Raw genomic sequence first — 26241 nt, 5'->3', positions numbered from 1 at the left:
TTGTTTATCGGAATTTTCGCGTATAAGAATCAATTATATCTGAAGCGCGTAATTTACATGAAATAAGTCGTTCTCTTATGAATATATCATCGTGGAGTTTGTCACTTGTACAAATTGCAGTAATAAAACTGAGAATAGATGATTTAAAATTATCAAGATCTCTTATTGTCATTATTCGCGAGCCTTCGTTTAGCGTTGCAGCATATTCTGGCATGTTAGAGTGATGTATCATTACAGGGCTAAAAGTGGCTGTTTGGTCATACATGCTTCTGAACCATGCACTTGAGCCGTTTAACTGATTACAGTCATGTTTGCTTATTCTTTCTGCTGTTGCACCATTTTTACATTCAATTACTAGGTAATTATTTTCACCCATTGCCCATAGATTGTCAGGTCCTTTACCTGTATCATTTTCTGGTCGTTGACTACGGAATCCGATCAAGTTTGCCACTTTATCGATAGCATCTTCAAAGGGGTTTGATGTTCCTTCTGAGAAAATGAGATTCTCTAATATTGAATTAGTATACACAACGACCTGATTCGCTGTCTTAAAATTACTTCTTAGATAGGTGCTGCATTCTCTAGCTTGTTCTAATGCAGCGCCATTGAGTCTATTGTATGTTACACCTATTAGTGGTTTCAATACTCGATAGTTATCACTAGATGCAGACTGTAGTACTACTTGTGCTTCAGACTTATCGTAGAGGTTAACATATTCTGCGGCATGTTCCTTTAGATAGCCTCTATAAACTTTATCAGCTGTGTTGCTATCATGTATTAATATGGAGGCTGCTTGTTGCATCATATTTCGCGATGCTAAGTCGTATGCCAATCTTTTGTTTATTATATGCTGATCGATTTGCGTGTTTTCGAGTGTTAAGCCAGCTAGTACACCCTTGCTCATGGATGCCCATTCCGGCTTTCGTAATAGACAATAATCAAGAGCACCTTTGATGGAATCAATGGTAGTATCAGGTAGTATCGATACTAATTGCTGAGAAAATTGAATCTGTGCTTTTGTTGCTGGAGAGAATTTTTCTAAAGAGGAGCCAAGGAATACGGCACCATTTAATGTCTTTCCAAGTAGGACTACACCACAGAAGTCGTCACTTGAACGCACTCCACGCCCCATTCCCTGCTCAATTTTCTGAATAATCTCATCTTTAGTTTTTTCACTTCCGAGTAATAAACTCTGCGTGACTTTATCTACAAGTCTACGAACGTCAGGAAGTCCGTCTATTACTAATAGGCGGCATGCAGTATTAGGTAAATCGATACCATCATATCTATTAACGAGGACTACTAAGCCAACATGTTGTGTTCTCAGTTCTTGTACGCCGTGATAAATTGTGTTCTTATCTAGTATTCTATCTGCAACGTCTTGCCAAAATCCGGCTCTGTAATCGGAGGGGACAATTACAACAACATTATGTTTGGTAGAGATATCCTTACACATAGCTTTGATGTCACCATCGGTGAGACTGGGATTTATAACTTGAGGCATTAGAATCATCCTGTCACCAATATCACCAATGGTTTTTGGTGTTATTGGATTGGATAGTGATTCATCTGTTATCCCGAAGTGACTTGCGAGAATAGATTCATCGACCAGAGTAGCAGTCATGAAGATTTTTCTTCTCGCGTTTGAGAGGCTTGGTATCATTTGGATAGGTATGCAATGAGGTGATATTTCTATTTTAGAAGCACTTACAACACATTTTGATAATGTTAGATTCTCTTTTATTAATGGCCACTTGAAACTTAAGTCGTCATGATTTTTATTTTCTAGTAATATTGTAGTTATTTCATTAATGCTTTCTTGCCATTTCCAAAAAGGAACTCTTACGTATGCGTTTTTATCTCCAGATTTTATCTCGAGTGTCTTTGCACTAGCTTGTGTCATCAAGGAATTTTCAAATATTCTGAAAAGCCTATCATAGGCAGGATTATTTCTCTGTATATTGATGGAGAATTGATCTTCGATTGATGAAAGGCAGGCGTGGGCATCATCAATTATAATGGAACCTATTGGGATTTTTGGGGCTTCATCTCCAACACCAAATACTGAACGCCCATTAACAAGTTTGAAAATATTTGTAACTAATATTTCTTTACCTGCAATGAATTTAGGGGATCTTTCATCCTGAGTTACTGGAATTCCCAGTTGATTAGCTTCTAAGACAACTTGCTCAACAAGATAATTGTCAGGAACTACATATACAGCAGGTCCTTCTCCTTCATTTATACAGCTTTTAAGTATAATTAGCCCAACAGACGTCTTACCGCTTCCGGTATTCATTTTTATTACATTGGTTTGGTTTTTTCTCGAATCATACCATTTTTCCCAAACCTCTGATTGCACATCTCGTGGATATTGAAACTTAGTATCTTTGCTCGGCAGAGCTGTGAATATATCTCGTGGTGGAATCGCTGTGTCGCTATTCATACCAGGTGAAAGCTTGTTTAAGTCAAGGAAAAAACCAGACATTTTCAATCTCCTTATTGCGCATTAACTTAGTTGTTAGAGTCGAAAGATCATTATCACAACTTGCATTAGGTTGCATTAAATCGCATTCATAAATGTTAGTTGGGTACGAAGTTTGATGATTGATGGACCGTGGCTTTTCTTGAATGCAATATTGCATTAAAACCCCCCTCTCAAGCGGGCAGGCGAGGCGGGGATAGCACTGCGCGCCAGACGTGGTGACAGGATTTATTTTGCGCGTCTATGCGCGTCGTGGCGGCGCGCTGATGGATGCGGTCGGCTAATGAGGTGTTGGGGCAGTTGCGCCGCGTGTGCGGCGTCTGGCTTGCTCTGAGGGGATGCCGCCCGGAGGCGGCATTTTGGGCGGGTTTAGTCGGTATCGATGCCGTAATCCTTAAAGCGGATCACCTCCATCCCTAACCAATCATTAATCTCTTTGAAACGCTCCTGCAGCGGCGTCAGCTCGTTACGCACAAAGACCCGCGCCACCTTCTCGATATCGCCCATTGAGCCGATATTCTCGGGCTTGCCGCCCATGAGCTGGAACGGTACGCGGTGCGCATCGAGCAGGTCAGCGGCGCTCACCTTCTTGATGTTAAAAAAATCATCCTTCGTAGCGACTTCACTCAACGGCACGATCTTAATGCCGTCCGGTTTCCCGTTCGGAGCGTAGAAAAACAGGTTTTTGAAATTCCCGAGTCCTTTCGAGTCGCGCATCGCGGAGCGCAGCGCCTCGACGTCAGTGCTGCTTTGCGCCGCGTCGGTCACGTACATGATGTAACCCGCGTGCGCGCCGTTCTGATAATACTTGCGACGAAACAGCGTGGCGGATTCATTCAGCCAGGCTGAATTGAGCGCGCTAAGGTATTCAGGCATCCCGTAGAGCTCCTGATTGATATCGGGCTCCAGCAAATGGCACACCGAGCCGGGCGCGAACTGGTGCGGGTGAGTGAAGTCCGACACGTACCAGTAAACGCCATCCTCCACGCCACGGCGGGTATATTTGGCCGGGGAGGTTTCCAGCTTAAATAGCTGGCCGGTGACGCTCATGCGCTTCTCAAGATAGCCGTTAGCAAAGACCAGATAATCGAGCACAAGGCGGCTGAAATCCTGACGTGAAAGCAACGGATGCGGGATGTAGGTACTCGTCAGAATGTTGCGCTTCACGTAAATCGGGGAGCTGTGGTGCACGGCGGCGCGCAGGCTTTTCGCCAGCCCGGAGAAGTTGACCGGCGGCTCGTACCATTTGCCGTTATTGATGCACTCGACATAGTCGAGAATGTCGCGGCGATCCAGAACGGGTGACGGCTCGCCAAAGGTGAATGCCTCCATTTTTTGCGGTGCGCTGGCAGTCATGTTGGTCTGTTTTGGCTGTTTATTTTGGCGTTTTTTCATCTTAGTTAATGTCCAGAATTGAGCTTGATTGCATACCGCTACCTGCGGAAAGCGGCTCGTTTAACAGGGCGTGCATTGTCGCCCACGCGATATCTGCGTGGCTGGCTTCCTCACTGCGGCTGGCTTCATAGGTGGCGCTGCGGCCACTGCTGGTCATGGTTTTGCGGATAGCCATGAATGACTGAGTGATGTCGGTCGCACCGGCGTCATATTCCAGACACCCGCGTCGAATGGTGTCTTTTGCTTTCAGCACCATCGCCGTTTTCATTTCCGGCGTGTAACGGATGGCGCGTGCCGCCGGGAAGAATGAGCGCACGAGCTGGTAAACACCCTGGCCGATGCCGGTCGCATCGATGCCGATATAGTCGACGTTGTATTTTTCGGTCAGCGCCCGGATGGCCTCGGCCTGCGCGGCAAAATCCATGCCTTTCCACTGGTGACGCTCAAGAATGCGGAACTTGCCACCGGCAACCAGCGGCGGAGCCAGCACCGCACAGCCTGCGCTGTCGCCGGTGTGTGACGGGTCATAACCAATCCAGACAGGGCGCCAGTTAAACGGACGGTCGGCAAAGGGTTCGAAGTCCTCCCATTCTTCCATCGCATCGACCATGCAGCGCTGCAGCTCCTCGAACGGGAATACCGACGCTTTATCGTCGACGAACTCGCACATAAACAGGTTACGGAAGTCATCCGCGCTGTTTTCCTGCTTAAGCTGGTCGAGGTTAAACAGGGTGCACCCCCCGGCGAGCGCGTCCTCAATGGTGACAATCTGCCGCCACTGGCCGTCACCGCACAGCACTCCACCGGCAAGCGCCTGATGACTGATATCGATGTCGACACGTTCGTCGCGGTTGCTGCGGCCACGGTTAAACAGCTCGCCTGACCAGAACGGGTAAGCGCCGTGCGCCAGCGTCGACGGGGTCGAAAAATAGGTGGTGCGCAGGTGCGACTGCGAGGCCATGCCCGAGGCGACTTTGCGCAGCTTCTGGAAATTGGGTATCCAGAAAATTTCATCGACGTACAAATCCCCGTTGTGACTCTGCGCAGTGTTGGAATTGGTCCCGAGAAAAATCAGCTCAGCGCCATTGTTGCCGATGACGATCGGGTCGCCTGACAGATCGACATCAACCAGACGGGCAAAGGCGATGATGTACTTACGGAACACGTAAGCCTGCGTTTTACTGGCCGACAAAAATATCTGGTTTTGCCCGGTCTTAAGCGCGCGCAGGAGTGACTCACGCGCAAAGTAGAACGTCGCGCCAATCTGGCGGGATTTCAGGATGTGGCGGATGCGGTGCTCTAACCCCGCTTTATGCCAGCGGAGCTGATAGTCAAACGACTGGTCGAAGAAAATCTCTTCCAGCTTTTCAATCGCTCCATCACTGAAGAAATTGCGTTTCGGCTTTTTGCGATCCCCTTTGTTACGGCTGGCGATATTGGGGTTTAAATCCACCTCGTTTCCGGTCTGGCCGTAGCGGTTAATGCGCGCGAGCCGCTCCATCTGGCGCGACAAAAAATCCGCGACTTTGAAGTCATGCGCGGTCAGGTCTGGCTTAGCGTAGAGCTGGATAAGCCGCGCCTCTAATGTCGATTCCACGCGGTTAATCGGCGCGGTTTCTTCCCATCCATCCCGCTGTTTCCAGCTCTGCACGGTCGGGCGCTTGAGCTGCAGCATGTCGCAGATTTGCGGCACGGCGAACCCCTGCCAGTACAACAGCCGCGCCTGTCGTCGCGGGTCATTTAACACAGAAAGGTCAGTTGAAATGGTCATGCTTGCCTCGTTTTTGGTGTGACGTGGCAAGGCTAAGGAAATAGGGGGTTATTCGCGCTAAGTGACTGTTGTATCAGATCTAACAGGAGCGCAAACGGTGGCTGATGCGGGAAGGAGTCGGGAAACTAATCCCGACCCGAAAACCTAACATCAGGACACCTGAACAATGGCAAAGAAAGTTTCTAAATGGTTTCGCATCGGCGTCGAGGGTGACACCTGCGATGGCCGTGTCATCAGCGGCGATGATATTCAGGATATGGCTGACACGTTCGACCCGCGCGTCTACGGCTGCCGCATCAACCTCGAACATATCCGGGGGCTGATGCCTGACAGCCAGTTTAAACGTTATGGCGATGTGACCGAGCTTAAGGCGGAGATTATCAGCGATGGTTCTGCGCTCGATGGCAAAAAAGCGCTGTTTGGCAAAATCGCCCCGCTCGACGAGCTGGTCAGCATGGTGAAGGCCGGACAGAAGGTTTACACCTCCATGGAGATCCGCCCGAACTTTGCCAACAGCGGTAAATGTTACCTCGTTGGCCTTGCCGTCACCGATGACCCGGCAAGTCTCGGCACCGAATACCTCGAATTCTGCAGCCGCGCCGCGCAGAACCCGCTCGCCGGTAAAAAAGACCAGCCGGGCGATCTCTTCTCTGTGGCCTCACTGGCTGCGCTGGAATTTGAGGACGTTCCCGACACCATGCTCAACAGCCTAACCGATAAGGTCAGAGCCATTTTTGGCCGTAAGCAGGCCAGCGATGACGCCCGTTTCGCCGATGTGCATGAGGCGGTAACCACCGTTACCGAGCAGGTGCAAACCAATCTCAACGTCACCGACCAGCGCATCACCGAGCTGGAGACAGCTTTTGCTCAGCTTAAGCAGGACGTGACCAGCAAAGTCGATGAAAACGCGCAGGCGTTTACCTCACTGAAAAGCTCCCTCGACAGCACTGAAAGCCAGCGCCAGCCGCGCCGTGAGCTTTCAAAAGGCGGTACTGGCGACGAGCTGCTGACCAACTGCTGATAACCCGCCGGGCGTGCAGCCCGGCCTGATACCTAATACCCGAACAGGAATAACCATGCGTAAAGATACCCGCTTCAAATTTAATGCCTACCTGTCCCGCGTTGCGGAGCTGAACGGCGTTTCCACCGATGACGTGGCGAAGAAATTCACCGTCGAGCCGTCGGTCACGCAAACCCTGATGACCACGCTGCAGATGTCATCCGCGTTTCTGACCAAAATCAACATCGTGCCGGTCGACGAGCTGAAAGGCGAAAAGGTCGGGGTCGGCGTTAACGGTACGATTGCGAGCACCGCCGACACCGCCGGTGATAATGAGCGTAAGACCGCAGACTTTACCGCGCTGGAGTCCAATAAATACGAGTGCGCGCAGATTAACTTTGACTTCCATATCCGCTACAAACAGCTCGACCTGTGGGCGCGATTCCAGGACTTCCAGACCCGTATCCGCGACGCGATTATCAAGCGTCAGTCGCTCGATTTCATCATGGCGGGATTCAACGGCATCGAGCGCGCGGCGACGTCCGACCGCAAAAAGAATCCGATGCTGCAGGACGTGGCGACCGGCTGGCTGCAGAAGTACCGCAATGAAGCGCCAGCGCGCGTGATGTCAAAAATTACCGACGAGGAAGGGGCGGTGATTTCTGAAGTGATCCGCGTGGGTAAAAACGGCGACTATGCGAACCTCGACGCGCTGGTCATGGATGCCACCGGCAATCTGATTGACGAGATTTATCAGGACGACCCGGAGCTGGTTGTTATCACCGGGCGTAAGCTGATGGCTGATAAATATTTCCCTATCGTTAACAAAGAGCAGGCAAACACCGAGTCGCTGGCCGCTGACATCATCATCAGCCAGAAGCGCATCGGCAACCTGCCAGCCGTGCGCGTGCCGTACTTCCCGGCTAATGCCCTGATGGTGACGCGTCTCGATAACCTGTCGATTTACTTCATGGATGACGCACACCGCCGCGCCATCATCGAAGAGCCGAAAAAAGACCGCGTCGAAAATTACGAGTCAATGAATATCGACTATGTGGTCGAGGCTTACGCCGCCGGGTGCCTGATTGAAAACATCACGCTCGGTGACTTCACCGCACCTGCTGCACCGAAAGGCGGGGAGTAAGCCATGACGAGTCCCGCAGCGCGTCACATGATGCGGGTCTCGGCCTCTGAAACTGCGCAGCGGGCTGCAGTCCCGCTGCGTAATGCAACTGCCTATGAGCAGATGCTCGTTAAGCTGGCCGCAGACAACCGCACGCTAAAACAAATCAGTTCAAAAGAGCGCAAAGCCGCGAAAAAACGCGAGCTGCTGCCGTTCTATCTGCCGTGGGTGGCTGGCGTTCTCGAAAGTGGTAAAGGGGCGCAGGATGACATCGTCATGACGGTCATGCTGTGGCGTCTCGATGCTGACGATATCGCCGGGGCGCTGGAAATAGCCCGTTACGCCATGACCTACGGCCTCACCATGCCGGTCGGTCGCCGTCCGACGCCGTGCCTGCTGGCCGAAGAGGCCACGCTCGCCGCGCAGCGCCTGCTCGCAGCAAAACAGCCGGTCGAACTGGCGAACCTGCTCGACACCCTCGCGCTGACGGAGCGAGCGGATATGCCCGATATCGTGCGTGCGAAGCTGCACAAAATCACCGGCTACGTGCTGCGTGATGCGAAGCAACTGCCCGAGGCGCTGGCGCACCTGCAGCGTGCGATACAGCTAGAAAGCACTATCGGGGTGAAAAAAGATATCGAGCAGTTAGCGCGGCAGCTCAGGCCAAAACCTGAACCCGCCCCGAAAACCAAAACGACTCAACCGCGCACGCGCAAACCTGCTGCTAAACCGGCGGCACGGCGCGGGCGTCCACCAAAGGCGGCAAAAGCCGCAGGTTAACCGAGCGCTCCCCGAGCCGGGCGGCACGCCGGTCAATGCGGGTATTCATTGCCCTGACTGCGACCGGCGTCCACCGCCCACCCATTACCCGAGGTTGTCATGACGACGCTGATTATTGAGCCAAAAAAAGAGCCGCAGGATGTGCCGGGCGTGGTGATACCGCCGCCGGGCGTGAGCGAGCCGGTAATCAAAAACACCCCGTTTTTTCCTGACGTGGATCCGAAGCGCGTGCGGGAAGAAATGCGACTGGAGCAGACCGTTTCCCCCGTGCGCCTGCGCCGGGCGATTAAGACCGCCATTGCGGAGACTAACGCGGAGCTGAGCGACTGGCGCGAAAGTCAGCTCGAAGCCGGTCACGCCACGCTGGCTGATGTCCCGACCGATGAGCTCGATGGCGAGAGCGTGCGCATTTTTCACTACTTCAACGCCGTGTGCTCGATGACGACGGCCACGCTTTATGAGCGTTTTCGCGGCGTGGATGCGACCGCCAAAGGGGACAAAAAAGCCGACAGCATCGACAGCACTATCGATGAGATGTGGCGGGATATGCGCTGGTCTGTGGCGCGCATCCAGGAAAAAGCGCGCTGCATTGTGGGGCAAATCTGATGAAAGCGTATGCGCTGCAGGGCGACACCCTCGACGCGATTTGCGCCCGGTACTACGGGCGCACTGAGGGCGTGGTCGAAACCGTTTTAGAGGCTAATCCCGGCCTGTCCGAGCTCGGCGTGATCCTGCCACACGGCACGGCAATAGAGCTGCCCGAGACCGAGAGCGCGGCCAGAGCCGAAACGGTGAATCTATGGGACTGAGTATGGAAAAAATCACCACGTTTATCGCCTACTGGCTGGCCGTTGCACTGGCGTACCTCGGTGCAATATCGCCCGAAAAGATGGCGTTATACGTGGGCGGCGGATGCGCCATTTTTACCGCGCTGACGAACTACTGGTTTAAGCGCAAGACGTACCTCTACCTGACATCGCTCGGACTCGATAAAGGGGCTATTCGTGAAATCAATCGTTAAAAAATGCAGTGTGGCCGCCGTGCTGGCGCTGGCAGCGCTGATGCCTGACTTTCGTCTGCTTAACACCTCGCCCGGGGGGCTGGCGCTGATTGCCGACCTCGAAGGTTGTCGCCTGACGCCTTACCAGTGCAGCGCGGGAGTGTGGACGTCGGGCATCGGCCACACTGCAGGCGTCGTGCCAAAGGGCGAAATCTCCGAGCGGCAGGCGGCGGAGAACCTCGTCGCGGATGTGATGAACGTCGAGAAACGTCTGGCTGTATGCGCGCCGGTGAAAATGCCGCAGCACGTTTACGACGCGCTGGTCAGCTTCTCATTCAACGTGGGAACCGGAGTGGCCTGCCGGTCGACGCTGGTCTCGTTTATCAAACGCCAGCAATGGCTGCAGGCGTGCGACCAGCTCACCCGCTGGGTGTATGTAAATGGCGAAGTTAACAAAGGGCTGGAGAACCGCCGCGCGCGCGAGCGTGCTTACTGCCTGAGGGGGATTCAATGAAACTGATGTTGTTTTTACTGGTCGCGCTGATGGCGATTGTGCTCTGGCAGCGTCATGAAAACGGCAACCTGACGCGCTCGTTTGAACGGGCGAACAGGATCGCCACCGAACAAAAAAACGTGATCGGGATGCTGGAAAATCAGCTTTCCGTTTCTCAGGGAATTGCCAGGCGAAATGAAACCGCGCAGGTCAGTTTACGCGGCGAGCTGCTGGCCGCCGGTGCGATGGCCGTGCGGCGTGAAGAAACCATTACGAGGCTGATAAATGAGAATGAAACGTTACGCCGCTGGTATAGCGACAAGTTGCCTGATGTTGTGCGCAGGCTGCACACCCGCACCGGTTGCGCCTCCGCCGGTCATTGTTTACAGCGCCTGCCCGAAGGTGAGCTATTGCCCGATGCCGGGCAGCGACCCGGCCACTAATGGCGACCTGAGCGCCGATATTCGCAGGCTTGAGCACGCGCTCGCGGCCTGCGCGCTGCAGGTTGAAACCGTCAAAGACTGTCAGGATAAACTCGATGAAGAAAGCACGCAGCCTGCGCGAAGCGCTGATTAAAGCCGTTCCGCAGCTTGAAACAAACCCCGAGATGATGCGCATTTTTGCCGACGAGGGGAATATCGATGCGCGGCTCGCGGCCTCGCTGTCCCACGAGAAAATTTACACCCTGAATGTGATTGTGTGTGATTTTGTGGGCGACCCTGATCTGATTTTCGTGCCGGTGGCCGCATGGCTCAGGGAAAACCAGCCGGATATCTGTACGCTCGATGAGGGACGCAAAAAGGGCTACGGCTTCCAGTTGGATTTGAACAATGAGGATAGTGTCGATATCAGCATCAGCCTGCAGCTCACCGAGCGCACCATCATCAAGGAGGAAAACGGCGCGCTGCATGTTAGCTATGCCCCGGAGCCGCCACTGCCTGAGCCCGTCACTCGGCCGAAAGAGCTCTATATTAACGGCGAACTGGTGAGCAAATGGGATGAGTGACTTTAAGCCTTTTGACAACCAGCTCGCCGGGCTGCTTGCTGCCCTGTCACCCGCAGGGCGTCGCAAGCTTGCCGGTGACATTGCAAAGGAGCTGCGCAAGTCGCAACAGCAACGGATTAAACAGCAAAAAGCACCGGACGGCTCACCGTATCAGGCGCGAAAGCGTCAGCCTCTCAGGGCTAAGACCGGGCGGATTAAACGGGCGATGTTTCAGAAGCTGCGCACGAGCCGATACATGAAAGCCAGTGGTCGTGAAAACGGTGCTGTGGTGGAGTTTACCAGTAATGTGCAACGCATCGCGCGCGTCCATCAGCACGGCCTTAAAGACCGGCCAAACGCTCATGTTCATCTTGTTAAGTACCCTGAACGCCAATTACTTGGTTTGGGCGTGGAAGAAAAAAAACTTATTGAAGTGCTTGTGATTAGATATATTAGTAAACATTAGAGGGTTTAACTTATAAATCCTGTGTTTTAAGTATTCGTTAAGGAAGGGGCTTTTGGATGATGCATTCAGTAACTTGCTGGCTTGTTGATGGTTTATGAATGTTTTGATTTTAAGGTGATATGTTGGTTTTAAATTAACGTTGGGTTTATTTGGAGATTGAAAGTGACATTTTGGAATGATAGTTATCAAATTGAATTTGACATGATTAATAATTACATTCGTTCAGAGTGTGGTGATGTCGAAAAGATCCCTAATGATTTGGAAATGGTATCGGATGAGTATCTTGTTGATGCTGTTATTGCTCTTTCATGGACGTATTTTGGGAGGTTGTACGTTAACAGAAGGGATGAGCTTAACAAATGCACGCAATTTAATCAAAGACATCTCGAGGATAGAGCAAGGCCAAGTTTTGAGGAGATTAAATTAAATAAAATGTACTTTTTAAGCAACCTGTTGAGAGTTGTTTATGAGTATTACTTTTGGAATCAAGATTCGTACCGCACACCTTCTTTCATATCAACAAGAGTTTTAGAACGATTAGATAAATTAACTCCTTCCTCAGAATATAATGTTCAGTTCATATGGATTGAACGATCTCTTCCTTCAGCAATGATAATGGGGTTGCTAAAATCCAAAGATTTCGATGACATGAAAAAAATGGCTAATGATGTAAGCGGATATGAAGAGAAGTTTACTGCTCAAATTAACAGGGGGATCGAGATTGGAGGCGTGAAAATTGAACAATATAAAACAGATATTGGCATCCTAATAAATGAGGCTGAGAGTTCAAAGGATGATTTACAAGGTTATTGTGATAAATTAACAGAATACAAAGGTGATTTTAATTTTGTTTTACTTAGCAAGGCATTTTCAAATTTACTAAGCGCCAAAAAAAATGAATTCAAAGAAAATTCGCGTGTGACAAGATATTTTATTTTTGTTTTAATATTGATTCCGGCCTTGGTTTTTTTGAATCATGTGTTTAATTTGTATGAAGTTAAGATTGACGTTACTGCAATTGCATATTACTTGCCGATATTTTCACTCGAGTTGTTGATTTTTTATTTTATGCGGTTGTATTACATTGAAGGTAAAGCGATTAAAACGCAAATGCTGCAAGTTGAGCAGAGGTTGAGTTTATGTGAATTTATACATGATTACGTAGAAACAAAAAATAAAAGCAGCGCCGATAAGGAATCATGGGTGCTATTTGAGAAGTTAATTTTTAGTCCTATTCAGCTTTCCTCTGAGAATATACCTTCTTTATTAGACGGGGCTGCAACGGTTGCGGAGTTGGCTGGCAAAGTTATTCCGAAAGAAGGAAAGTAAACCTACTTTGTAGATGTTCTAAGTAAATTTTACTAAGGCTGGATTCAACTTATTAGCTAGGCTGTTGTTTCATACATCACAAAACCCCCCTCGATTGCCGCTGGCCTTGCCCGGCGGCATCCTTTCTCCATGAATAATCTAAATTCTCTGCAGGAAATCGCACGCGCGATCCGCAACCTTATCCGCACCGGCATCGTGACCGACGTCGACCACTACGAGGGGCTTTGTCGTGTCCAGACCGGCGGCATGGAAACTACCTGGCTGAACTGGCTTACCAGTCGCGCCGGTCGCTCGCGGGTGTGGTGGGCTCCATCCGTTGGCGAGCAAGTGCTTTTGCTGGCGATCGGCGGCGAACTCGATACGGCATTTGTGCTGCCCGGCATTTTCTCGGATGACCATCCCGCGCCGTCAGCCTCCCCTGATGCGCTTCACGTTTCCTTTCCTGACGGGGCGGTTATTGAGTACGAGCCCGAAAACGGCGCGCTCACTGTGTCAGGCATCAAAACCGCAGACGTCACCGCGTCTGAGTCCATAGCGGTCACCGTGCCGGTGGTGCTGGTGAAAGCGGAAACCCGTATCACGCTCGATACGCCCGAGGTGGTATGCACCAACAAGCTGACGACCGGCACGCTCGAAGTGCAGAAAGGCGGGAAGATGTCCGGGAACATTGAGCACACCGGCGGGACATTTACCTCAAACGGCGTGCAGGTGGATAACCACGACCACGGCGGCGTCGAACGGGGCGGAAGCTGGACGGAGGGAACTAAATGATAGTGCGTTATCTGGGAATGAACAGCCAGACCGGCCTCAGTATCTCTGAGGTCGAGCACATCAGGCAAAGCGTGCGCGACATTCTGGTTACGCCGGTTGGCTCGCGCGTCATGCGCCGTGAATACGGCTCGCTCCTGTCAGCACTGATTGACCAGCCGCAGACCCCGGCGCTGCGCCTGCAGATTATGGCCGCGTGTTATTCCGCGATCCAGAAATGGGAGCCGCGCGTCAGCCTGACGAGCATCACCTTTGAGCGGTCGGAGGATGACGGCGGGCTGTATGTCGACATCACCGGCACGCGCTCGGCCAGCGGCCAGCTCTTTTCCCTCACCATTCCACTGAGTTAAACGCTATGGCAATTGTTGACCTGAACCAGCTCGCCGCGCCCGATGTCGTGGAAATGCTGGACTATGAGACCATTCTCGCAGAGCGTAAGGCGACGCTCGTCTCGTTATATCCCGAGGAACAGCAGGAGGCCGTCGCGCGCACGCTGACACTCGAATCAGAGCCGATTGTGAAGCTGCTGCAGGAAAACGCCTACAGGGAAGTTATCTGGCGACAGCGCGTCAACGAGGCCGCGCGTGCGGTCATGCTGGCGTATGCAGAAGATGCCGACCTTGATCAGATAGGCGGAAATTATAACGTCGAGCGCCTTGTCATCACGCCTGCAGACGACACGACGTTTCCGCCCACGCCAGCTGTGATGGAGTCGAATACCGACTACCGCCTGCGCATTCAACAGGCTTTTGAGGGGCTGAGTACCGCAGGCTCAACCGGCTCATACCAGTTTCATGGCCGCAGCGCTGACGGGCGTGTCGCAGATATTTCCGTCATCAGTCCCGCGCCTGCGTGTGTGACCGTGTCTGTGCTGTCGCGTGAAAATAACGGCGTCGCCTCTGACGAGCTGCTCGCCATCGTGCGCACTGCGCTTAACGACGAGGACGTCCGGCCGGTTGCCGACCGCGTGACAGTGCAGTCAGCAAAAATTGTCGACTATAAAATCACCGCGTCGCTTTACCTTTACCCAGGTCCCGAAAGCGAGCCGGTGCTCAGTGCGGCAAAAACAAAGCTGCAGGCATATATCAGCGCGCAGCACCGCCTCGGGCGTGACATCCGTAAATCTGCCATCTATGCAGCGCTACACGTCGAGGGCGTGCAGCGCGTCGAGCTGGCCGCGCCGGTGGCCGACATCGTGCTCGATGACACGCAGGCGTCATGGTGCAGCGAGTACAGCGTCACCATAGGGGGCAACGATGAATGACACCCGCCTGTTGCCGGTGGGCTCGTCACCGCTTGAGATCGCGGCGGCGCGCACCTGCGCTGAAATCGAAAACACCCCCGTTCCCCTGCGCCGTCTCTGGAGCCCTGACGACTGCCCGGCAAACCTGCTGCCGTGGCTGGCGTGGGCGTTTTCCGTCGACCGGTGGGATGAGAGCTGGCCGGAGGACACAAAGCGGGAAGTGATCCGCGCGGCTTGGTTTATCCATGCGCACAAGGGGACGATTGGCGCAGTGCGCCGCGTGGTGGAGCCGCTCGGCTACCTGATTAACGTCTCTGAATGGTGGGAGACAAAGGACCCGCCCGGCACGTTTCGCCTCGATATCGGCGTGCTGGAGACCGGCATCACCGAGGAAATGTACTACGAAATGGAGCGGCTTATCGCCGATGCAAAGCCCGCCAGCCGCCATTTAATTGGCCTCAATATTATTCAGGACATCCCCGGCTACCTCTACACCGGCGCTCTGTCCTATGACGGCGACATCATCACGGTTTACCCCGGATAAGTGAGAGCACAGTGAGAGTGAAATACAAAACGGTCATCACCAAAGCCGGTGCAATCAAGCTGGCTGCAGCGACCCTCCCGAACGGGAAAAAGGTGAACCTGACGGCGATGGCCGTGGGTGACGGTGGCGGCACGCTGCCGGTGCCTGACCCGAACCAGACAAAACTCGTCAAAGAGGTCTGGCGTCACGCGCTGAACAAAATCAGCCAGGACAAAAAGAATAAAAATTACGTTGTGGCGGAACTGCTTATCCCGCCGGAGACCGGCGGTTTCTGGATGCGCGAGCTCGGGCTCTATGATGACACCGGCACGCTGATTGCGGTCGGCAACATGGCCGAAAGCTACAAGCCTGCGCTGGCGGAGGGGTCAGGCCGCGCGCAGACCGTGCGTATGGTTATCATGGTGAGCGACATCGAGTCAGTGGAACTGACGATTGATACCTCAACGGTGATGGCAACGCAGGACTACGTCGACGACAAAATTGCTGAGCATGAGCAGTCCCGCCGCCATCCTGACGCCACGCTAACCGCAAAGGGCTTCACTCAGCTCAGCAGCGCGACCGACAGCGTGTCTGAGAGCGTCGCAGCGACACCGAAAGCGGTTAAGACGGCGTATGACCTTGCGAAAGGTAAATATACGGCTCAGGACGCCACCACGGCGCAAAAGGGTATCGTCCAGCTCAGCAGCGCGACCGACAGCACGTCTGAGAGCGTCGCAGCGACGCCGAAAGCGGTTAAGGCAGCGTATGACCTTGCGAAAGGTAAGTACACGGCTCAGGACGCCACAACGGCGCAAAAGGGTATCGTCCAGCTCAGCAGCGCGACCGACAGCACGTCTGAGGTGCTGGCAGCGACACCGAAAGCAGTTAAGGCTGCGTTTGATGCCGCTAAGTCTGCAAATGAAAATGCTGAAGGGCGCGTGCCAAAAGGGGCTGGCCTGAATACCTATGCTGAATCATTTGCCGATGTTGCTGTTGATTTAAGAACACGAAGCGGCTTTTTTAACGGCTCCTCTGTAAAAAATGGCATGCCCGGGGGGCATGCATGGAAGCAATACATCAACTCCGCACACTCTAATACTCAGGGCTATAACACCGTCATTGGGATTGATTTTGATGGCAATGTCATTGGTTTTGCAGCTGTCACGGCAGGCGTTTTTAAGGGCTGGAAACTCATTCATCATGACGGATATAACAACTACCCGGTAGGTGCGCCGATTCCATGGCCGTCTGATACGGTGCCATCCGGTTACGCCATTATGGCAGGGCAATCCTTTGATAAAGCAGCATATCCACGTCTGGCGGTAGCCTATCCGTCTGGTGTCATCCCGGATATGCGCAGCTGGACGATTAAGGGGAAACCTGCAAGCGGACGCGCAGTGCTGTCACAGGAGATGGACGGCGTTAAGTCGCACGCCCACGGTGCATCGGCTTCATCAACCGATCTCGGCACTAAAACAACCAGCGCATTCGATTACGGGACGAAAACGACCAGCGTCTTTGACTACGGAACAAAGTCATCAAACAGCACAGGCGCACACACGCACAGTATTTCCGGTACAGCAGCAAGCGCGGGGGCTCATAACCACTCCGTCCCTGTGTGGGTTGGCAGCGGGGGGGCTGGTGCTGGCCGATATGTGGATCGTAATGAGTTTAATAACGCACAGAATAACAACCCAAATGGTCCGCCAACAACGAGTGCGGGTGCGCATACGCATACCATTTCAGGCACGGCGGCCAGCGCTGGCGCGCATGCGCATACGGTAGCCGTAGGGGCTCACACGCATACGGTGGCCGTAGGTTCGCACACTCACTCGGTGGTTATGGGGTCACACACCCACACCATCACCGTTTCCGCCACCGGTAACGCAGAGAACACCGTCAAAAACATGGCTTATAACTACATCGTGAGGCTCGCATAATGGCTTTTAAATTCTCAGAAAAAGACCGCACTATCCGAATTTATAACCTCCGCGCAGACACCCGGGAGTTTATTGGCGCGGGTGATGCCTATATACCGGCTAATACGGGTCTCCCGGCAGATTGCACCAATATTGCGCCGCCTGACGTGCCGGAGGGACAGGTCGCTGTATTCAACGGAACAACGTGGGCGCTGGTCGAGGACTACCGAAACCAAACGCTCTACAGCAAAGAAACAGGCGAGCGCGTTTATATCGCCGCGCCCGGTGCTTTACCTGCTGAGGTGACGACCATTGCCCCTGACGGTAACTATATGCGCTGGGGTGGCGAAAGCTGGGAGAAAGACACGGAGGCAGAACGCGCCGCAGCGGTGTCATTTGCGGAAGGTGAAAAAAAACGGCTGATGCAGGAAGCTACGCTCACGATTGAAACATTACAGGATGCTGTCGATTTGGGGGAGGCGAGCGAGAACGAGGTCAGCATGTTGACGGTGTGGAAAAAGTACCGTGTTTATCTTAGCCGGGTTTCCCCTGATGCCGCGCCGGATATCGAATGGCCTGAACTCCCGGTGTGAAAGGTTTCTGACAGATATAAAAAACCCCGCGTTAAGCGGGTTTAGTCATAGGGGCATTCTTCATAGTCATTTTCTGTTTCATCAACGGCAAACAGTTTGAGCCAGCAAAAGCCAAAGAGACACCATGCAGTCAGACCACCAACAATCCAGAGTAAAATCGTCATTTTCGCTCCCTCGTTAATGGCGCAACGATAGCGACAATATCCCTTCATTGATAATGGTTATCGGCGATCAATTTCCCCTGATTGATCGCTGAAAACGATCAATCATATTTCCCACACGCCCCGACCGCTCGCTGCCCGTTGTGCTGTCACTCCTCCAACGGCATTACGTTTCGCACACCTCGTGCACAACAGAAAATAGTCGCACCCCTTAACCACGGAGTTAAACAGATGGGCGACTATCACCACGGCGTCGAGGTCATCGAGATTAACGATGGCACGCGCACCATTTCCACCGTTTCTACAGCCATCATCGGCATGGTCTGCACGGCCAGCGATGCTGATGATTCAACATTCCCGCTTAATGAGCCGGTGCTGATTACCAGCGTGCAAAACGCTATCGCTAAAGCCGGAACAAAAGGCACATTATCAAAATCCCTGCAGGCTATTGCCGACCAGTGCAAGCCGGTCGTTGTGGTTGTGCGCGTTGCCGAAGGTATAGACGACCCGGATGACCCGGAAGCGGCGCAGAAAGAAACCATTTCCAACATCATCGGCACGACCGACGAGAACGGCAAATACACCGGCCTGAAAGCGCTGCTGACTGCAAAGACCGTCACCGGCGTCAAGCCGCGCATTCTCGGCGTGCCGGGTCTGGATTCTCTGGAAGTGGCGACCGCACTTGCGTCGACCTGCCAGAGCCTGCGCGCCTTTGGTTACATCAGCGCGTGGGGCTGCAAGACCATTTCCGACGCCATCGCCTACCGTGAGAACTTCAGCCAGCGCGAGCTGATGGTCATTCACCCTGATTTTCTGGCATGGGACACCACGGCGAACAAAACCGATATTGCATGGGCGACCGCCCGCGCGCTCGGCCTGCGTGCCAAAATCGACCAGGAGACCGGCTGGCACAAAACGCTGTCTAACGTCGGTGTGAATGGCGCCACCGGCGTAAGCGCCTCGGTGTCATGGGATTTGCAGGAGAAAGCCACCGACGCAAACCTGCTTAATCAGGCCGGTGTCACCACGCTTATTCGTAACGACGGCTTTAAATTCTGGGGCAACCGCACCTGCTCAGATGACCCGCTTTTCCTGTTTGAAAACTACACCCGCACGGCGCAGGTGCTTGCCGACACGATGGCGGAGGCGCACGCGTGGGCGATTGATAAACCCGTCACCGCAACGCTCATCCGCGACATCGTCGCCGGTATGAATGCGAAATTCCGCGAGCTGAAAAACAACGGCTATATCGTTGACGGCTCCTGCTGGTACGACCCGGAGTCAAACAGCGTGGAAACGCTCAAGGCGGGGAAACTGTATATCGATTACGACTACACCCCCGTCCCGCCGCTGGAAAACCTGACCCTGCGCCAGCGCATCACCGATACCTATCTGGCGAACCTGTCAGATTCGGTCAACAGCTAAGGAGCTCAGAGCATGGCGTTACCACGCAAACTGAAATACCTGAACATGTTTAACGACGGTCTCAGCTATATGGGCGTCGTTGAATCCGTCACCCTGCCAAAGCTGACCCGTAAGCTTGAGAAATACCGTGGCGGCGGGATGCCGGGCTCGGTGTCGATTGATCTCGGCCTCGATGATGACGCGCTGTCGCTTGAGTGGACACTCGGCGGTCTGCCTGATATCGAACTGTGGGCGCAGTACGCGTCACCGGGAGCGGACAGTGTACCGCTGCGTTTTACCGGCTCGTACCAGCGCGATGACACCGGCGCTATCTCTGCCGTTGAGGTGGTCATGCGTGGTCGTCACAAAGAGTACGACGGCGGCGAAAACAAACAGGGCGAAAGCGGCACGACCAAAATGTCGACCGAGTGCGCGTACTACCAGCTCACGATTGACGGCAAAGAGGTCATCGAGATTGACGTCATCAACATGGTGATGAAAGTCGACGGCGTCGACCGTCTGGTGGAGCACCGTAAGGCCATCGGCCTGTAACCCCTTAACCGGTCAGTCAGGCTGGCCGGTCACTTAACTTTGACGAGACCAACATCATGGAAAACATCAACGAAACCGAAAACTCAAACATTGTGATCCTCGATAACCCTGTCATGCGCGGTGAGCAGAAAATCGAACAGGTGACCGTTACAAAACCCAACGCGGGAACCCTGCGCGGTGTGAGTCTGGCCTCTCTGGCAAACTCTGACGTCGATGCGCTGATTAAGGTGCTGCCGCGCATGACGTACCCGGCGCTCACCGAGCATGAGGTCATGCGTCTGGAAGCGTCAGACCTGATTTTGTTCGCCGGTAAGGTGGTCGGTTTTTTGTCGCCATCTTCGGCTCGCTGACGTTCCCCGATAACCTTTCGGTCGATGACCTGATGGCGGATATCGCGGTGATTTTTCACTGGCCGCCATCAGAGCTGAATTCCCTGAGCGTGACCGAGCTCATCACATGGCGCGATAAGGCGCTGCAGCGAAGCGGAAACCACCATGAGCAATAACGTCAGACTTGAGGTGCTGCTTAACGCAGTAGACCGGGCAAGCCGACCGCTCAAAGCTATCCAGAATGCCAGTAAATCCCTTGCTGGCGATATCCGCACTTCTCAAAACACCCTGCGCGATCTGAATGCGCAGGCGTCCCGAATTGACGGATTCAGGAAAGCGAGCGCACAGCTTGCCGTGACCGGCCAGTCGCTTAACAAGGCTAAACAGGAAGCCGCAGCGCTGGCCGTCCAGTTTAAAAACACGCAGAACCCTACAACCGCGCAGGCGCGCGCGATGGAGGCGGCAAAGAAATCCGCCGCTGACCTGCAGCTCAAATACAACAGCCTCAGGCAGTCGGTACAGCGACAGCGCACCGAGCTCGCGCAGGCCGGTATTAATACCCGCACCCTTTCGGCGGATGAGCGCCGCCTGAAAACCAGTATCAGTGAGACGACCGCGCAGCTTAACCGGCAACGTGATGCGCTGGCGCGCGTCAGCCAGCAACAGGCCAGACTCAGCGCGGTAAAAAGCCGCTATGAATCCGGGCAACAGCTCGCAGCTGGTGCGCGTAATGCCGGGATGGTGGGCGTTGGTGTGGCGACCGCCGGGCTTTATGGTGCGTCACGCTTTATTGCACCGGGTATCGGTTTTGACAAGCAGATGTCAGGCACGCAGGCGATCCTCGGGCTCGATAAGGGGGATGAAAAACTCGCGGTCATCCGACAGCAGGCGCGTGATATCGGTGCGACAACCGCCTTCTCGCCGGGTGATGTAGCGCGCACGCAGACCACGCTCGCACGCTCGGGCTATAACGCCGATGACGTGCTGGCTGCGACCGGTTCGACCGTAAACCTGAGCCTCGCGGCCGACGTGGATATCGCAGAAGCCGCCGACATTATCACTAACATGCAGTCGGCATTTAACTTGCCGACCACCGAGATTGAGCGTGTCGCGGATGTGATGACGAAAGGCTTTACGTCATCAAACACCGGCCTCGTCGAGCTGGGCGAGGCGATGAAATATGTTGCGCCAATTGCCGAGGCTGCAGGGGCGAGCATCGAAGACACGACCGCCATGCTCGGCATTCTGGCTGATAACGGGATTAAAGGCTCGATGGCCGGTACGGGAGCGAGTGCCATTTTCAACCGTCTGCAGGCTCCTATGGGTAAGGCCGTTGAGGCCATTTCAGAATTAGGCGTGAAAACCCGCGACGGCAAAGGGAACATGCTGCCGGTCGAGAAAATCCTCAAAGCGATTCACAAATCCTTTGAGAAAAACAAGCTCGGCACCGCAGAGCAGGGCGAATATCTGAAAGTGATTTTCGGCGAGGAAGCCATGAAGGGTGCGATCAAGCTGGTCGCCGCCGCCGGTGATGGCTCACTCGATAAGAAACGCCAGACAATCCGTGATTCTAAAGGCACGACCGAGCTCATTGCGAAAATACAGACGGACAACCTCGACGGCGATCTGAAAAACCTGCAGTCAGCATGGGAAGACCTGCAGATTGAGGTATTCGACAAAGAAAACTCAGCGCTACGACGCCTGACGGTTTCCGCGACCAACTGGCTCGGCAATGTGGCTGCGTGGGCTAAAGCAAATCCAGAACTGACGCAAACCCTGTTTAACCTTGTCGCCGGTGGGCTGGCGTTAATTGGGGTGCTCGGCGGGATTGGCCTGATTGCATGGCCAGTTATCGCAGGGATAAACGCGATTATCGCTGCTGCTGGCGTACTGAGTGTCGTATTCACTACTGCAGGAAGTGCCATTGTGACGGCAATAGGGGCAATCAGCCTGCCGGTGGTCGCGGTGGTCGCTGCTGTGGTGGCCGGTGCGCTCCTGATTCGCAAATACTGGGAGCCCATCAGCGCATTTTTCTCAGGTGTGGTGGAGGAGCTTAAAACGGCCTTTGCGCCGGTAGCTGACATTTTTGCCCCCCTCGCGCCGGTGTTTGATTCTTTCATGGATAAATTGCGCGGGGTCTGGCAGTGGTTTAAAGACCTGATCGCGCCGGTTAAGGCCACGCAGGATACTCTCGACAGTTGCAAAAATGCGGGTGTGATGTTCGGTAAACTGCTGGCCGACGCACTGATGTTACCGCTCAAAAGTTTCAATAAATTGCGCAGCGGCGTTGACTGGTTACTGGAAAAGCTCGGGGTTATCAATAAAGAGTCGAGCGACCTTGACCAGACTGCAGCGAAAGCCAGTGCCGCTGCCGGTACGCAAACCGGGTCTTACATTCCGGCGACCTCTGCCTATGGTGGCTATCAGGGTTATCAGCCGGTGACGGCTCCTGCTGGCCGTTCTTACATCGACCAGAGCAAGCGGGAATACAATATTAATCTGCCGGGTGGCGTTGCGCCGGGAACTGACCTCGATCGACAGCTGCGTGAAGCGGTCGAAAAACTCGACCGGGAAGAAAGAGCGCGCCAGCGCTCAAGTATGCGCCATGACGGATGAGGGCTAAAGCATGTTAATGGTACTGGGTTTATTTGTTTTTGAGCGCCGCACGCTGCCGCATCAGTCAATGCAGTATTCGAAGGACTACCGCTGGGCGTCAAATGACCGCATCGGCAAACCACCGGCCTATCAGTTTCTCGGGGAGGGGGAAACCTCGCGCACGCTTTCGGGTGTGCTGTACCCCGAAATCACCGGCGGTCGCCTCTCACTGACCGCCATCGAGCTGATGGCCGACGAGGGCAGGGCATGGCCGCTGATTGACGGAACGGGCATGATCCACGGCATGTATGTCATCGATAAAGTGACTCACACGCACAGCGAATTATTCAATGACGGCGCGGCCAGAAAAATCGAGTTTAGCCTCTCGCTGAAACGGGTCGATGAGTCGCTCGCGGCGATTTACGGCGACCTGAAAACGCAGGCCGACAATCTGGTGACGTCTGCCGGTAACTGGCTGGGAGGGCTGGCGGGATGATTACGGGTATGAATATTCAGGCCGGGGCGCAGATTGCTCCGGCGTTTATGATCACGCTCGATGGCGATGATATCACGCAGAATTTCAGCGACCGGCTAATCAGCCTGACCATGACGGACAACCGCGGGTTCGAAGCCGACCAGCTCGACATCGAGCTCGATGACAGCGACGGGCTTGTCGAGTTGCCGCAGCGCGGTGCAAAGCTGACGCTGTGGTTAGGCTGGGAGGGATCCGCCTTACTGAATAAAGGGAGTTTCACGGTCGATGAAATCGAGCACCGGGGCGCGCCTGATACGCTCACCATCCGGGGGCGCAGCGCTGATTTTCGCGGGTCGCTTAATTCACGCCGGGAACAGTCATGGCATGACACCACGCTCGGGGTCATTGTGGAGACAATTGCGGCACGCAACAAGCTCACGGCCAGCGTGGCGGATACGCTGAAAGCGATCCCCGTGCCTCACATTGACCAGACGCAGGAATCTGACGCGGTATTTCTGGCGAGGCTGGCGGAGCGCAACGGCGCATCTGTCGCGGTGAAGTTTGGGAAACTGTTATTCCTGAAAGCCGGTAGCGCGGTGACGGCCAGTGGTAAGCCTATTCCGCAAATGACCGTAGAGCGCGGCGACGGCGACCGGCATCAGTTCGCCATCGCTGACCGGGAAGCCTACACCGGCGTAACGGCAAAATGGCTGCACACCAAAGACCCGAAGCCGCAAAAGCAAAAGGTGAAGCTCAAACGCAAACCAAAGGTACAGCACCTGCGCGCGCTGCAGCATCCGAAAGCGACCAAAACCACGGCAAAGGCAAAAGCCAAAAAAGAGCAGGAAGCGCGTGAGGGTGAGTATATGGCCGGTGAGTCTGACAACGTTCTGGAGCTCACGACCATCTATGCAACAAAGGCGCAGGCCATGCGCGCGGCTCAGGCAAAGTGGGACAAGCTGCAGCGCGGTGTCGCTGAGTTTTCAATCTCGCTGGCTATTGGCAGGGCTGATTTATTTCCTGAAACGCCGGTGGCGGTGAAAGGCTTTAAGCGCGTTATAGACGAGCAGGCTTGGATAATCAGCCGGGTGGTGCATAACCTTAACGGGAACGGCTACACGACGGGCTTAGAGCTTGAGGTTAAGGTTTCGGATGTGGAGTATGAAAGCGAAGAATTAATGCAGTAATATTTCCTTAACTGTTTGTTATGTAATGACAAATTGAGTAAAATTAGTGCATCGAAAATTAAATGAGGTGCTCGCCATGTTTCACTGTCCAAAATGCCATTTTGCCGCTCACGCCCGCACAAGTCGCTATTTTACTGACACGACCAAAGAGCGTTATCACCAGTGCACAAACATCAATTGCAGCGCGACGTTTGTGACCACTGAGACGGTCGAGCGCTTTATCGTATCTCCGGGGGTAGTAGTACCAGCGGCACCGCACCCAACGCAATCAGGCCAGCAACAGATTCAGTGGATGTAATAAAGGTCCGTAGATATATTACAAGTAGTTCTCAATATTTTTAAAGGAATTCGTCTAGTCATCGTATGGGAAAAGCTTACCGCTTAAAAGAGGAATCCACTGGAACCATTACTTAAAGTAGTGATAAAAATTTTGGCTACGAAACTGAAAAATCATTTTAAAAATAACTAGTGTGCAGTATTATCTAAAAACCTTTTAGCCACCTTAGAGCATGTCGATTTGGATGTCATGTTGATACGATTAGAAGGTAGTGATGTATGATGTCTGCAATCAACACAGTTTCTGTTCATTAAAATTGTTAGGTTACTATGGCAAAAATATTTATCTCATATGCAAGAGAAGATAGCCCAATTGCTCAAAGGCTGGCAGGGGAGCTATTAAAAAATAATCATGATGTTTTTTTGGACCAGCAATCTATCAGACTTGGTTCTCATTGGCAGGAGGATATACTACATCATTTAAAAGATGCTGGAGTATTTCTCGCGCTAGTTACAAAAAATAGCGACAAATCCTATTATTTCAATGCTGAAGTTACTTCAGCCATCTCCTACGTAGCCCACAGTAATCGGGATAAACTAATTCTGCCTGTAGTATTGGATCAAATGTCATTAGAGGATAGTGACCTTGGTTCATTTCAAGCATTATTTGGTAGAGCGGATGATATAAGTTATCTTGCTGATGAAATTGAAGATGCTATTAGTCGATTTGAGGGGTATCGACTAGCACAAGAAGAAATCAAAGCTCTTCGCGGCCAAACTCTTAAGGATGAGTCAGAAGATTACATTAGTGAGACTATCGAAGACCTTAAGTCAAGAGAAGAAATTGGCAGAACTTATGCCTCTCGATGGCATATTGCTGGGTATGTTGCTCTAATCATTTCAGTCATTTTCGTGTTTGTCATTTGGGGATTAGCAGAACGTAATTTCTCTCAGGCAGTCGTTCAAACAAATAAATTGTTATTCGATGCAGTAAAAGGTGTAACGATAGTTGCATTGTTGCTTGGGCTCGCTAGATATTCATTCCTTATGGCAAAAACTCACCACGCTGAAGCTTTGAAAAATGCTGATCGTTTGCATGCAATTTCTTTTGGCAAATTTTACATGCGTGTTTTTTCGAATCAAATATCACAGTCCGAAATAAAAGAAGTTTTTCAACATTGGAATACTTCAGGTTCATCTGATCTTACACACCTTGACGTGGATAAAATTGATTCTCGCTTTGCTGAAGTTTTCAGCAAGATCGCTGATAAGCTTGAAAGCAAAACCAAATCTTAAATTCATACAATTGATTTCTACATAGCGTTGCGTGTGAGCTGTTACGATGTTGATGGGCGTTCTTTTTAACATACTTACTGTCGTTTTGTTGGC

Annotated in this window: 31 protein-coding genes; 27 read left to right on the top strand and 4 right to left on the bottom strand. The window is 52.9% G+C overall.

The window, feature by feature from the left end:
- Positions 1-4: 4 nt before the first annotated feature.
- From DD597_RS13950 to DD597_RS13940, 3 genes are all read right to left on the bottom strand, one after another.
- Complete coding sequence (locus tag DD597_RS13950; RefSeq protein ID WP_129256313.1) at positions 5-2488, bottom strand: DEAD/DEAH box helicase family protein; 2484 nt, start codon at positions 2486-2488, stop codon at positions 5-7.
- A 366-nt stretch (positions 2489-2854) separates the two neighbouring features.
- Positions 2855-3880: a phage portal protein gene (locus tag DD597_RS13945; RefSeq protein WP_069596665.1), complete on the bottom strand. Its 1026-nt coding sequence runs from the start codon at positions 3878-3880 to the stop codon at positions 2855-2857.
- A 1-nt stretch (position 3881) separates the two neighbouring features.
- Positions 3882-5651, bottom strand: a complete 1770-nt coding sequence (locus tag DD597_RS13940; protein WP_129256312.1) for a terminase ATPase subunit family protein — start codon at positions 5649-5651, stop codon at positions 3882-3884.
- A 166-nt stretch (positions 5652-5817) separates the two neighbouring features.
- Here DD597_RS13940 and DD597_RS13935 point away from each other — a divergent pair, with 166 nt between their 5' ends.
- The 18 genes from DD597_RS13935 (at position 5818) to DD597_RS13850 (ending at position 17873) form a co-directional block, all read left to right on the top strand.
- Entirely contained in the window at positions 5818-6672 is an 855-nt protein-coding gene (locus DD597_RS13935; RefSeq protein ID WP_069596663.1) for a GPO family capsid scaffolding protein, read from the top strand.
- Positions 6673-6727: 55 nt separating this feature from the next.
- The gene (locus DD597_RS13930) at positions 6728-7795 is read left to right on the top strand and encodes a phage major capsid protein, P2 family (protein ID WP_129256311.1); all 1068 of its coding nucleotides are present in this window, start codon (positions 6728-6730) and stop codon (positions 7793-7795) included.
- A gap of 3 nt (positions 7796-7798) precedes the next feature.
- On the top strand, positions 7799-8554 hold the full coding sequence (locus DD597_RS13925) for a terminase endonuclease subunit (RefSeq protein WP_129256310.1): 756 nt from the start codon (positions 7799-7801) through the stop codon (positions 8552-8554).
- Positions 8555-8653: 99 nt separating this feature from the next.
- On the top strand, positions 8654-9160 hold the full coding sequence (locus DD597_RS13920; RefSeq protein ID WP_129256309.1) for a head completion/stabilization protein: 507 nt from the start codon (positions 8654-8656) through the stop codon (positions 9158-9160).
- Positions 9160-9363 (top strand): tail protein X, encoded by a 204-nt coding sequence (locus DD597_RS13915; protein ID WP_129256308.1) that lies wholly within the window; start codon positions 9160-9162, stop codon positions 9361-9363. Before DD597_RS13920 ends, DD597_RS13915 begins: the two co-directional genes overlap by 1 nt.
- Complete coding sequence (locus DD597_RS13910) at positions 9354-9575, top strand: hypothetical protein (RefSeq protein WP_014170137.1); 222 nt, start codon at positions 9354-9356, stop codon at positions 9573-9575. Before DD597_RS13915 ends, DD597_RS13910 begins: the two co-directional genes overlap by 10 nt.
- Positions 9559-10068 carry a lysozyme gene (locus DD597_RS13905; RefSeq protein ID WP_129256307.1) on the top strand — a complete coding sequence of 170 codons (510 nt, stop codon included), beginning with the start codon at positions 9559-9561 and terminating at the stop codon, positions 10066-10068. Before DD597_RS13910 ends, DD597_RS13905 begins: the two co-directional genes overlap by 17 nt.
- The gene (gene lysB / locus DD597_RS25165) at positions 10065-10490 is read left to right on the top strand and encodes an Rz-like lysis system protein LysB (protein WP_069596660.1); all 426 of its coding nucleotides are present in this window, start codon (positions 10065-10067) and stop codon (positions 10488-10490) included. Before DD597_RS13905 ends, lysB begins: the two co-directional genes overlap by 4 nt.
- Positions 10378-10623: an Rz1-like lysis system protein LysC gene (gene lysC, locus DD597_RS25035; RefSeq protein ID WP_074166796.1), complete on the top strand. Its 246-nt coding sequence runs from the start codon at positions 10378-10380 to the stop codon at positions 10621-10623. Before lysB ends, lysC begins: the two co-directional genes overlap by 113 nt.
- The gene (locus DD597_RS13890) at positions 10586-11053 is read left to right on the top strand and encodes a phage tail protein (protein ID WP_069596659.1); all 468 of its coding nucleotides are present in this window, start codon (positions 10586-10588) and stop codon (positions 11051-11053) included. Before lysC ends, DD597_RS13890 begins: the two co-directional genes overlap by 38 nt.
- Positions 11046-11498, top strand: a complete 453-nt coding sequence (locus DD597_RS13885; protein ID WP_129256306.1) for a phage virion morphogenesis protein — start codon at positions 11046-11048, stop codon at positions 11496-11498. Before DD597_RS13890 ends, DD597_RS13885 begins: the two co-directional genes overlap by 8 nt.
- A gap of 162 nt (positions 11499-11660) precedes the next feature.
- The gene (locus tag DD597_RS13880; protein ID WP_129256305.1) at positions 11661-12827 is read left to right on the top strand and encodes a hypothetical protein; all 1167 of its coding nucleotides are present in this window, start codon (positions 11661-11663) and stop codon (positions 12825-12827) included.
- Between the two features lie 129 nt (positions 12828-12956).
- The gene (locus DD597_RS13875; RefSeq protein ID WP_069596656.1) at positions 12957-13598 is read left to right on the top strand and encodes a phage baseplate assembly protein V; all 642 of its coding nucleotides are present in this window, start codon (positions 12957-12959) and stop codon (positions 13596-13598) included.
- Positions 13595-13945, top strand: coding sequence for a GPW/gp25 family protein (locus DD597_RS13870; RefSeq protein ID WP_069596655.1), 351 nt, complete (start codon positions 13595-13597; stop codon positions 13943-13945). Before DD597_RS13875 ends, DD597_RS13870 begins: the two co-directional genes overlap by 4 nt.
- A gap of 5 nt (positions 13946-13950) precedes the next feature.
- A complete protein-coding gene (locus DD597_RS13865; protein WP_069596654.1) occupies positions 13951-14859 on the top strand; it encodes a baseplate assembly protein in 909 nt (302 codons plus the stop codon).
- Positions 14852-15382, top strand: coding sequence for a phage tail protein I (locus DD597_RS13860; protein ID WP_129256304.1), 531 nt, complete (start codon positions 14852-14854; stop codon positions 15380-15382). The genes DD597_RS13865 and DD597_RS13860 overlap by 8 nt, the downstream gene beginning before the upstream one ends.
- Before the next feature lie 11 nt (positions 15383-15393).
- Complete coding sequence (locus tag DD597_RS13855; RefSeq protein ID WP_129256303.1) at positions 15394-17301, top strand: phage tail protein; 1908 nt, start codon at positions 15394-15396, stop codon at positions 17299-17301.
- A complete protein-coding gene (locus tag DD597_RS13850) occupies positions 17301-17873 on the top strand; it encodes a tail fiber assembly protein (RefSeq protein WP_129256302.1) in 573 nt (190 codons plus the stop codon). Before DD597_RS13855 ends, DD597_RS13850 begins: the two co-directional genes overlap by 1 nt.
- A 41-nt stretch (positions 17874-17914) precedes the next feature.
- On the opposite strand, the gene DD597_RS25160 is transcribed toward DD597_RS13850, so the two are convergent.
- Positions 17915-18037: a hypothetical protein gene (locus DD597_RS25160; protein WP_255571163.1), complete on the bottom strand. Its 123-nt coding sequence runs from the start codon at positions 18035-18037 to the stop codon at positions 17915-17917.
- Positions 18038-18265: 228 nt separating this feature from the next.
- Here DD597_RS25160 and DD597_RS13845 point away from each other — a divergent pair, with 228 nt between their 5' ends.
- The 9 genes from DD597_RS13845 to DD597_RS13805 all read left to right on the top strand — a co-directional run bounded on the left by DD597_RS13845 (position 18266) and on the right by DD597_RS13805 (position 26148).
- Complete coding sequence (locus DD597_RS13845) at positions 18266-19459, top strand: phage tail sheath protein (RefSeq protein ID WP_129256301.1); 1194 nt, start codon at positions 18266-18268, stop codon at positions 19457-19459.
- 12 nt (positions 19460-19471) lie between these two features.
- Complete coding sequence (locus DD597_RS13840) at positions 19472-19990, top strand: phage major tail tube protein (RefSeq protein WP_129256300.1); 519 nt, start codon at positions 19472-19474, stop codon at positions 19988-19990.
- Positions 19991-20046: 56 nt separating this feature from the next.
- Positions 20047-20340, top strand: a complete 294-nt coding sequence (locus DD597_RS13835) for a phage tail assembly protein (protein ID WP_047723188.1) — start codon at positions 20047-20049, stop codon at positions 20338-20340.
- A 32-nt stretch (positions 20341-20372) separates the two neighbouring features.
- The gene (locus tag DD597_RS13830; protein ID WP_032658721.1) at positions 20373-20495 is read left to right on the top strand and encodes a GpE family phage tail protein; all 123 of its coding nucleotides are present in this window, start codon (positions 20373-20375) and stop codon (positions 20493-20495) included.
- Positions 20485-22935 carry a phage tail tape measure protein gene (locus tag DD597_RS13825; RefSeq protein ID WP_129256299.1) on the top strand — a complete coding sequence of 817 codons (2451 nt, stop codon included), beginning with the start codon at positions 20485-20487 and terminating at the stop codon, positions 22933-22935. The genes DD597_RS13830 and DD597_RS13825 overlap by 11 nt, the downstream gene beginning before the upstream one ends.
- Before the next feature lie 10 nt (positions 22936-22945).
- Positions 22946-23410 (top strand): phage tail protein, encoded by a 465-nt coding sequence (locus DD597_RS13820; protein ID WP_129256298.1) that lies wholly within the window; start codon positions 22946-22948, stop codon positions 23408-23410.
- Positions 23407-24576, top strand: a complete 1170-nt coding sequence (locus DD597_RS13815) for a phage late control D family protein (protein WP_129256297.1) — start codon at positions 23407-23409, stop codon at positions 24574-24576. Before DD597_RS13820 ends, DD597_RS13815 begins: the two co-directional genes overlap by 4 nt.
- 76 nt (positions 24577-24652) lie before the next feature.
- Positions 24653-24874 (top strand): DNA-binding transcriptional regulator, encoded by a 222-nt coding sequence (locus DD597_RS13810; RefSeq protein ID WP_129256296.1) that lies wholly within the window; start codon positions 24653-24655, stop codon positions 24872-24874.
- Positions 24875-25182: 308 nt separating this feature from the next.
- On the top strand, positions 25183-26148 hold the full coding sequence (locus tag DD597_RS13805) for a toll/interleukin-1 receptor domain-containing protein (RefSeq protein WP_129256295.1): 966 nt from the start codon (positions 25183-25185) through the stop codon (positions 26146-26148).
- The last annotated feature ends 93 nt before the right edge of the window (positions 26149-26241 follow it).

Source organism: Enterobacter cloacae complex sp. 677-3DZ2D5B, assembly GCF_004136695.1.
Lineage (GTDB): Bacteria > Pseudomonadota > Gammaproteobacteria > Enterobacterales > Enterobacteriaceae > Enterobacter > Enterobacter hormaechei_C.
This window is presented reverse-complemented; position numbering and strand designations above follow the sequence as displayed.

Coding starts and splice junctions, on each gene's coding strand:
- DD597_RS13950 (WP_129256313.1), bottom strand. CDS start 2,488: ATGTCTGGTTTTTTCCTTGACTTAAACAAGCTTTCACCTGGTATGAAT.
- DD597_RS13945 (WP_069596665.1), bottom strand. CDS start 3,880: ATGAAAAAACGCCAAAATAAACAGCCAAAACAGACCAACATGACTGCC.
- DD597_RS13940 (WP_129256312.1), bottom strand. CDS start 5,651: ATGACCATTTCAACTGACCTTTCTGTGTTAAATGACCCGCGACGACAG.
- DD597_RS13935 (WP_069596663.1), top strand. CDS start 5,818: ATGGCAAAGAAAGTTTCTAAATGGTTTCGCATCGGCGTCGAGGGTGAC.
- DD597_RS13930 (WP_129256311.1), top strand. CDS start 6,728: ATGCGTAAAGATACCCGCTTCAAATTTAATGCCTACCTGTCCCGCGTT.
- DD597_RS13925 (WP_129256310.1), top strand. CDS start 7,799: ATGACGAGTCCCGCAGCGCGTCACATGATGCGGGTCTCGGCCTCTGAA.
- DD597_RS13920 (WP_129256309.1), top strand. CDS start 8,654: ATGACGACGCTGATTATTGAGCCAAAAAAAGAGCCGCAGGATGTGCCG.
- DD597_RS13915 (WP_129256308.1), top strand. CDS start 9,160: ATGAAAGCGTATGCGCTGCAGGGCGACACCCTCGACGCGATTTGCGCC.
- DD597_RS13910 (WP_014170137.1), top strand. CDS start 9,354: ATGGGACTGAGTATGGAAAAAATCACCACGTTTATCGCCTACTGGCTG.
- lysB (WP_069596660.1), top strand. CDS start 10,065: ATGAAACTGATGTTGTTTTTACTGGTCGCGCTGATGGCGATTGTGCTC.
- lysC (WP_074166796.1), top strand. CDS start 10,378: ATGTTGTGCGCAGGCTGCACACCCGCACCGGTTGCGCCTCCGCCGGTC.
- DD597_RS13890 (WP_069596659.1), top strand. CDS start 10,586: ATGAAGAAAGCACGCAGCCTGCGCGAAGCGCTGATTAAAGCCGTTCCG.
- DD597_RS13885 (WP_129256306.1), top strand. CDS start 11,046: ATGAGTGACTTTAAGCCTTTTGACAACCAGCTCGCCGGGCTGCTTGCT.
- DD597_RS13875 (WP_069596656.1), top strand. CDS start 12,957: ATGAATAATCTAAATTCTCTGCAGGAAATCGCACGCGCGATCCGCAAC.
- DD597_RS13870 (WP_069596655.1), top strand. CDS start 13,595: ATGATAGTGCGTTATCTGGGAATGAACAGCCAGACCGGCCTCAGTATC.
- DD597_RS13865 (WP_069596654.1), top strand. CDS start 13,951: ATGGCAATTGTTGACCTGAACCAGCTCGCCGCGCCCGATGTCGTGGAA.
- DD597_RS13860 (WP_129256304.1), top strand. CDS start 14,852: ATGAATGACACCCGCCTGTTGCCGGTGGGCTCGTCACCGCTTGAGATC.
- DD597_RS13850 (WP_129256302.1), top strand. CDS start 17,301: ATGGCTTTTAAATTCTCAGAAAAAGACCGCACTATCCGAATTTATAAC.
- DD597_RS25160 (WP_255571163.1), bottom strand. CDS start 18,037: ATGACGATTTTACTCTGGATTGTTGGTGGTCTGACTGCATGGTGTCTC.
- DD597_RS13845 (WP_129256301.1), top strand. CDS start 18,266: ATGGGCGACTATCACCACGGCGTCGAGGTCATCGAGATTAACGATGGC.
- DD597_RS13840 (WP_129256300.1), top strand. CDS start 19,472: ATGGCGTTACCACGCAAACTGAAATACCTGAACATGTTTAACGACGGT.
- DD597_RS13835 (WP_047723188.1), top strand. CDS start 20,047: ATGGAAAACATCAACGAAACCGAAAACTCAAACATTGTGATCCTCGAT.
- DD597_RS13830 (WP_032658721.1), top strand. CDS start 20,373: ATGGCGGATATCGCGGTGATTTTTCACTGGCCGCCATCAGAGCTGAAT.
- DD597_RS13825 (WP_129256299.1), top strand. CDS start 20,485: ATGAGCAATAACGTCAGACTTGAGGTGCTGCTTAACGCAGTAGACCGG.
- DD597_RS13820 (WP_129256298.1), top strand. CDS start 22,946: ATGTTAATGGTACTGGGTTTATTTGTTTTTGAGCGCCGCACGCTGCCG.
- DD597_RS13815 (WP_129256297.1), top strand. CDS start 23,407: ATGATTACGGGTATGAATATTCAGGCCGGGGCGCAGATTGCTCCGGCG.
- DD597_RS13810 (WP_129256296.1), top strand. CDS start 24,653: ATGTTTCACTGTCCAAAATGCCATTTTGCCGCTCACGCCCGCACAAGT.
- DD597_RS13805 (WP_129256295.1), top strand. CDS start 25,183: ATGGCAAAAATATTTATCTCATATGCAAGAGAAGATAGCCCAATTGCT.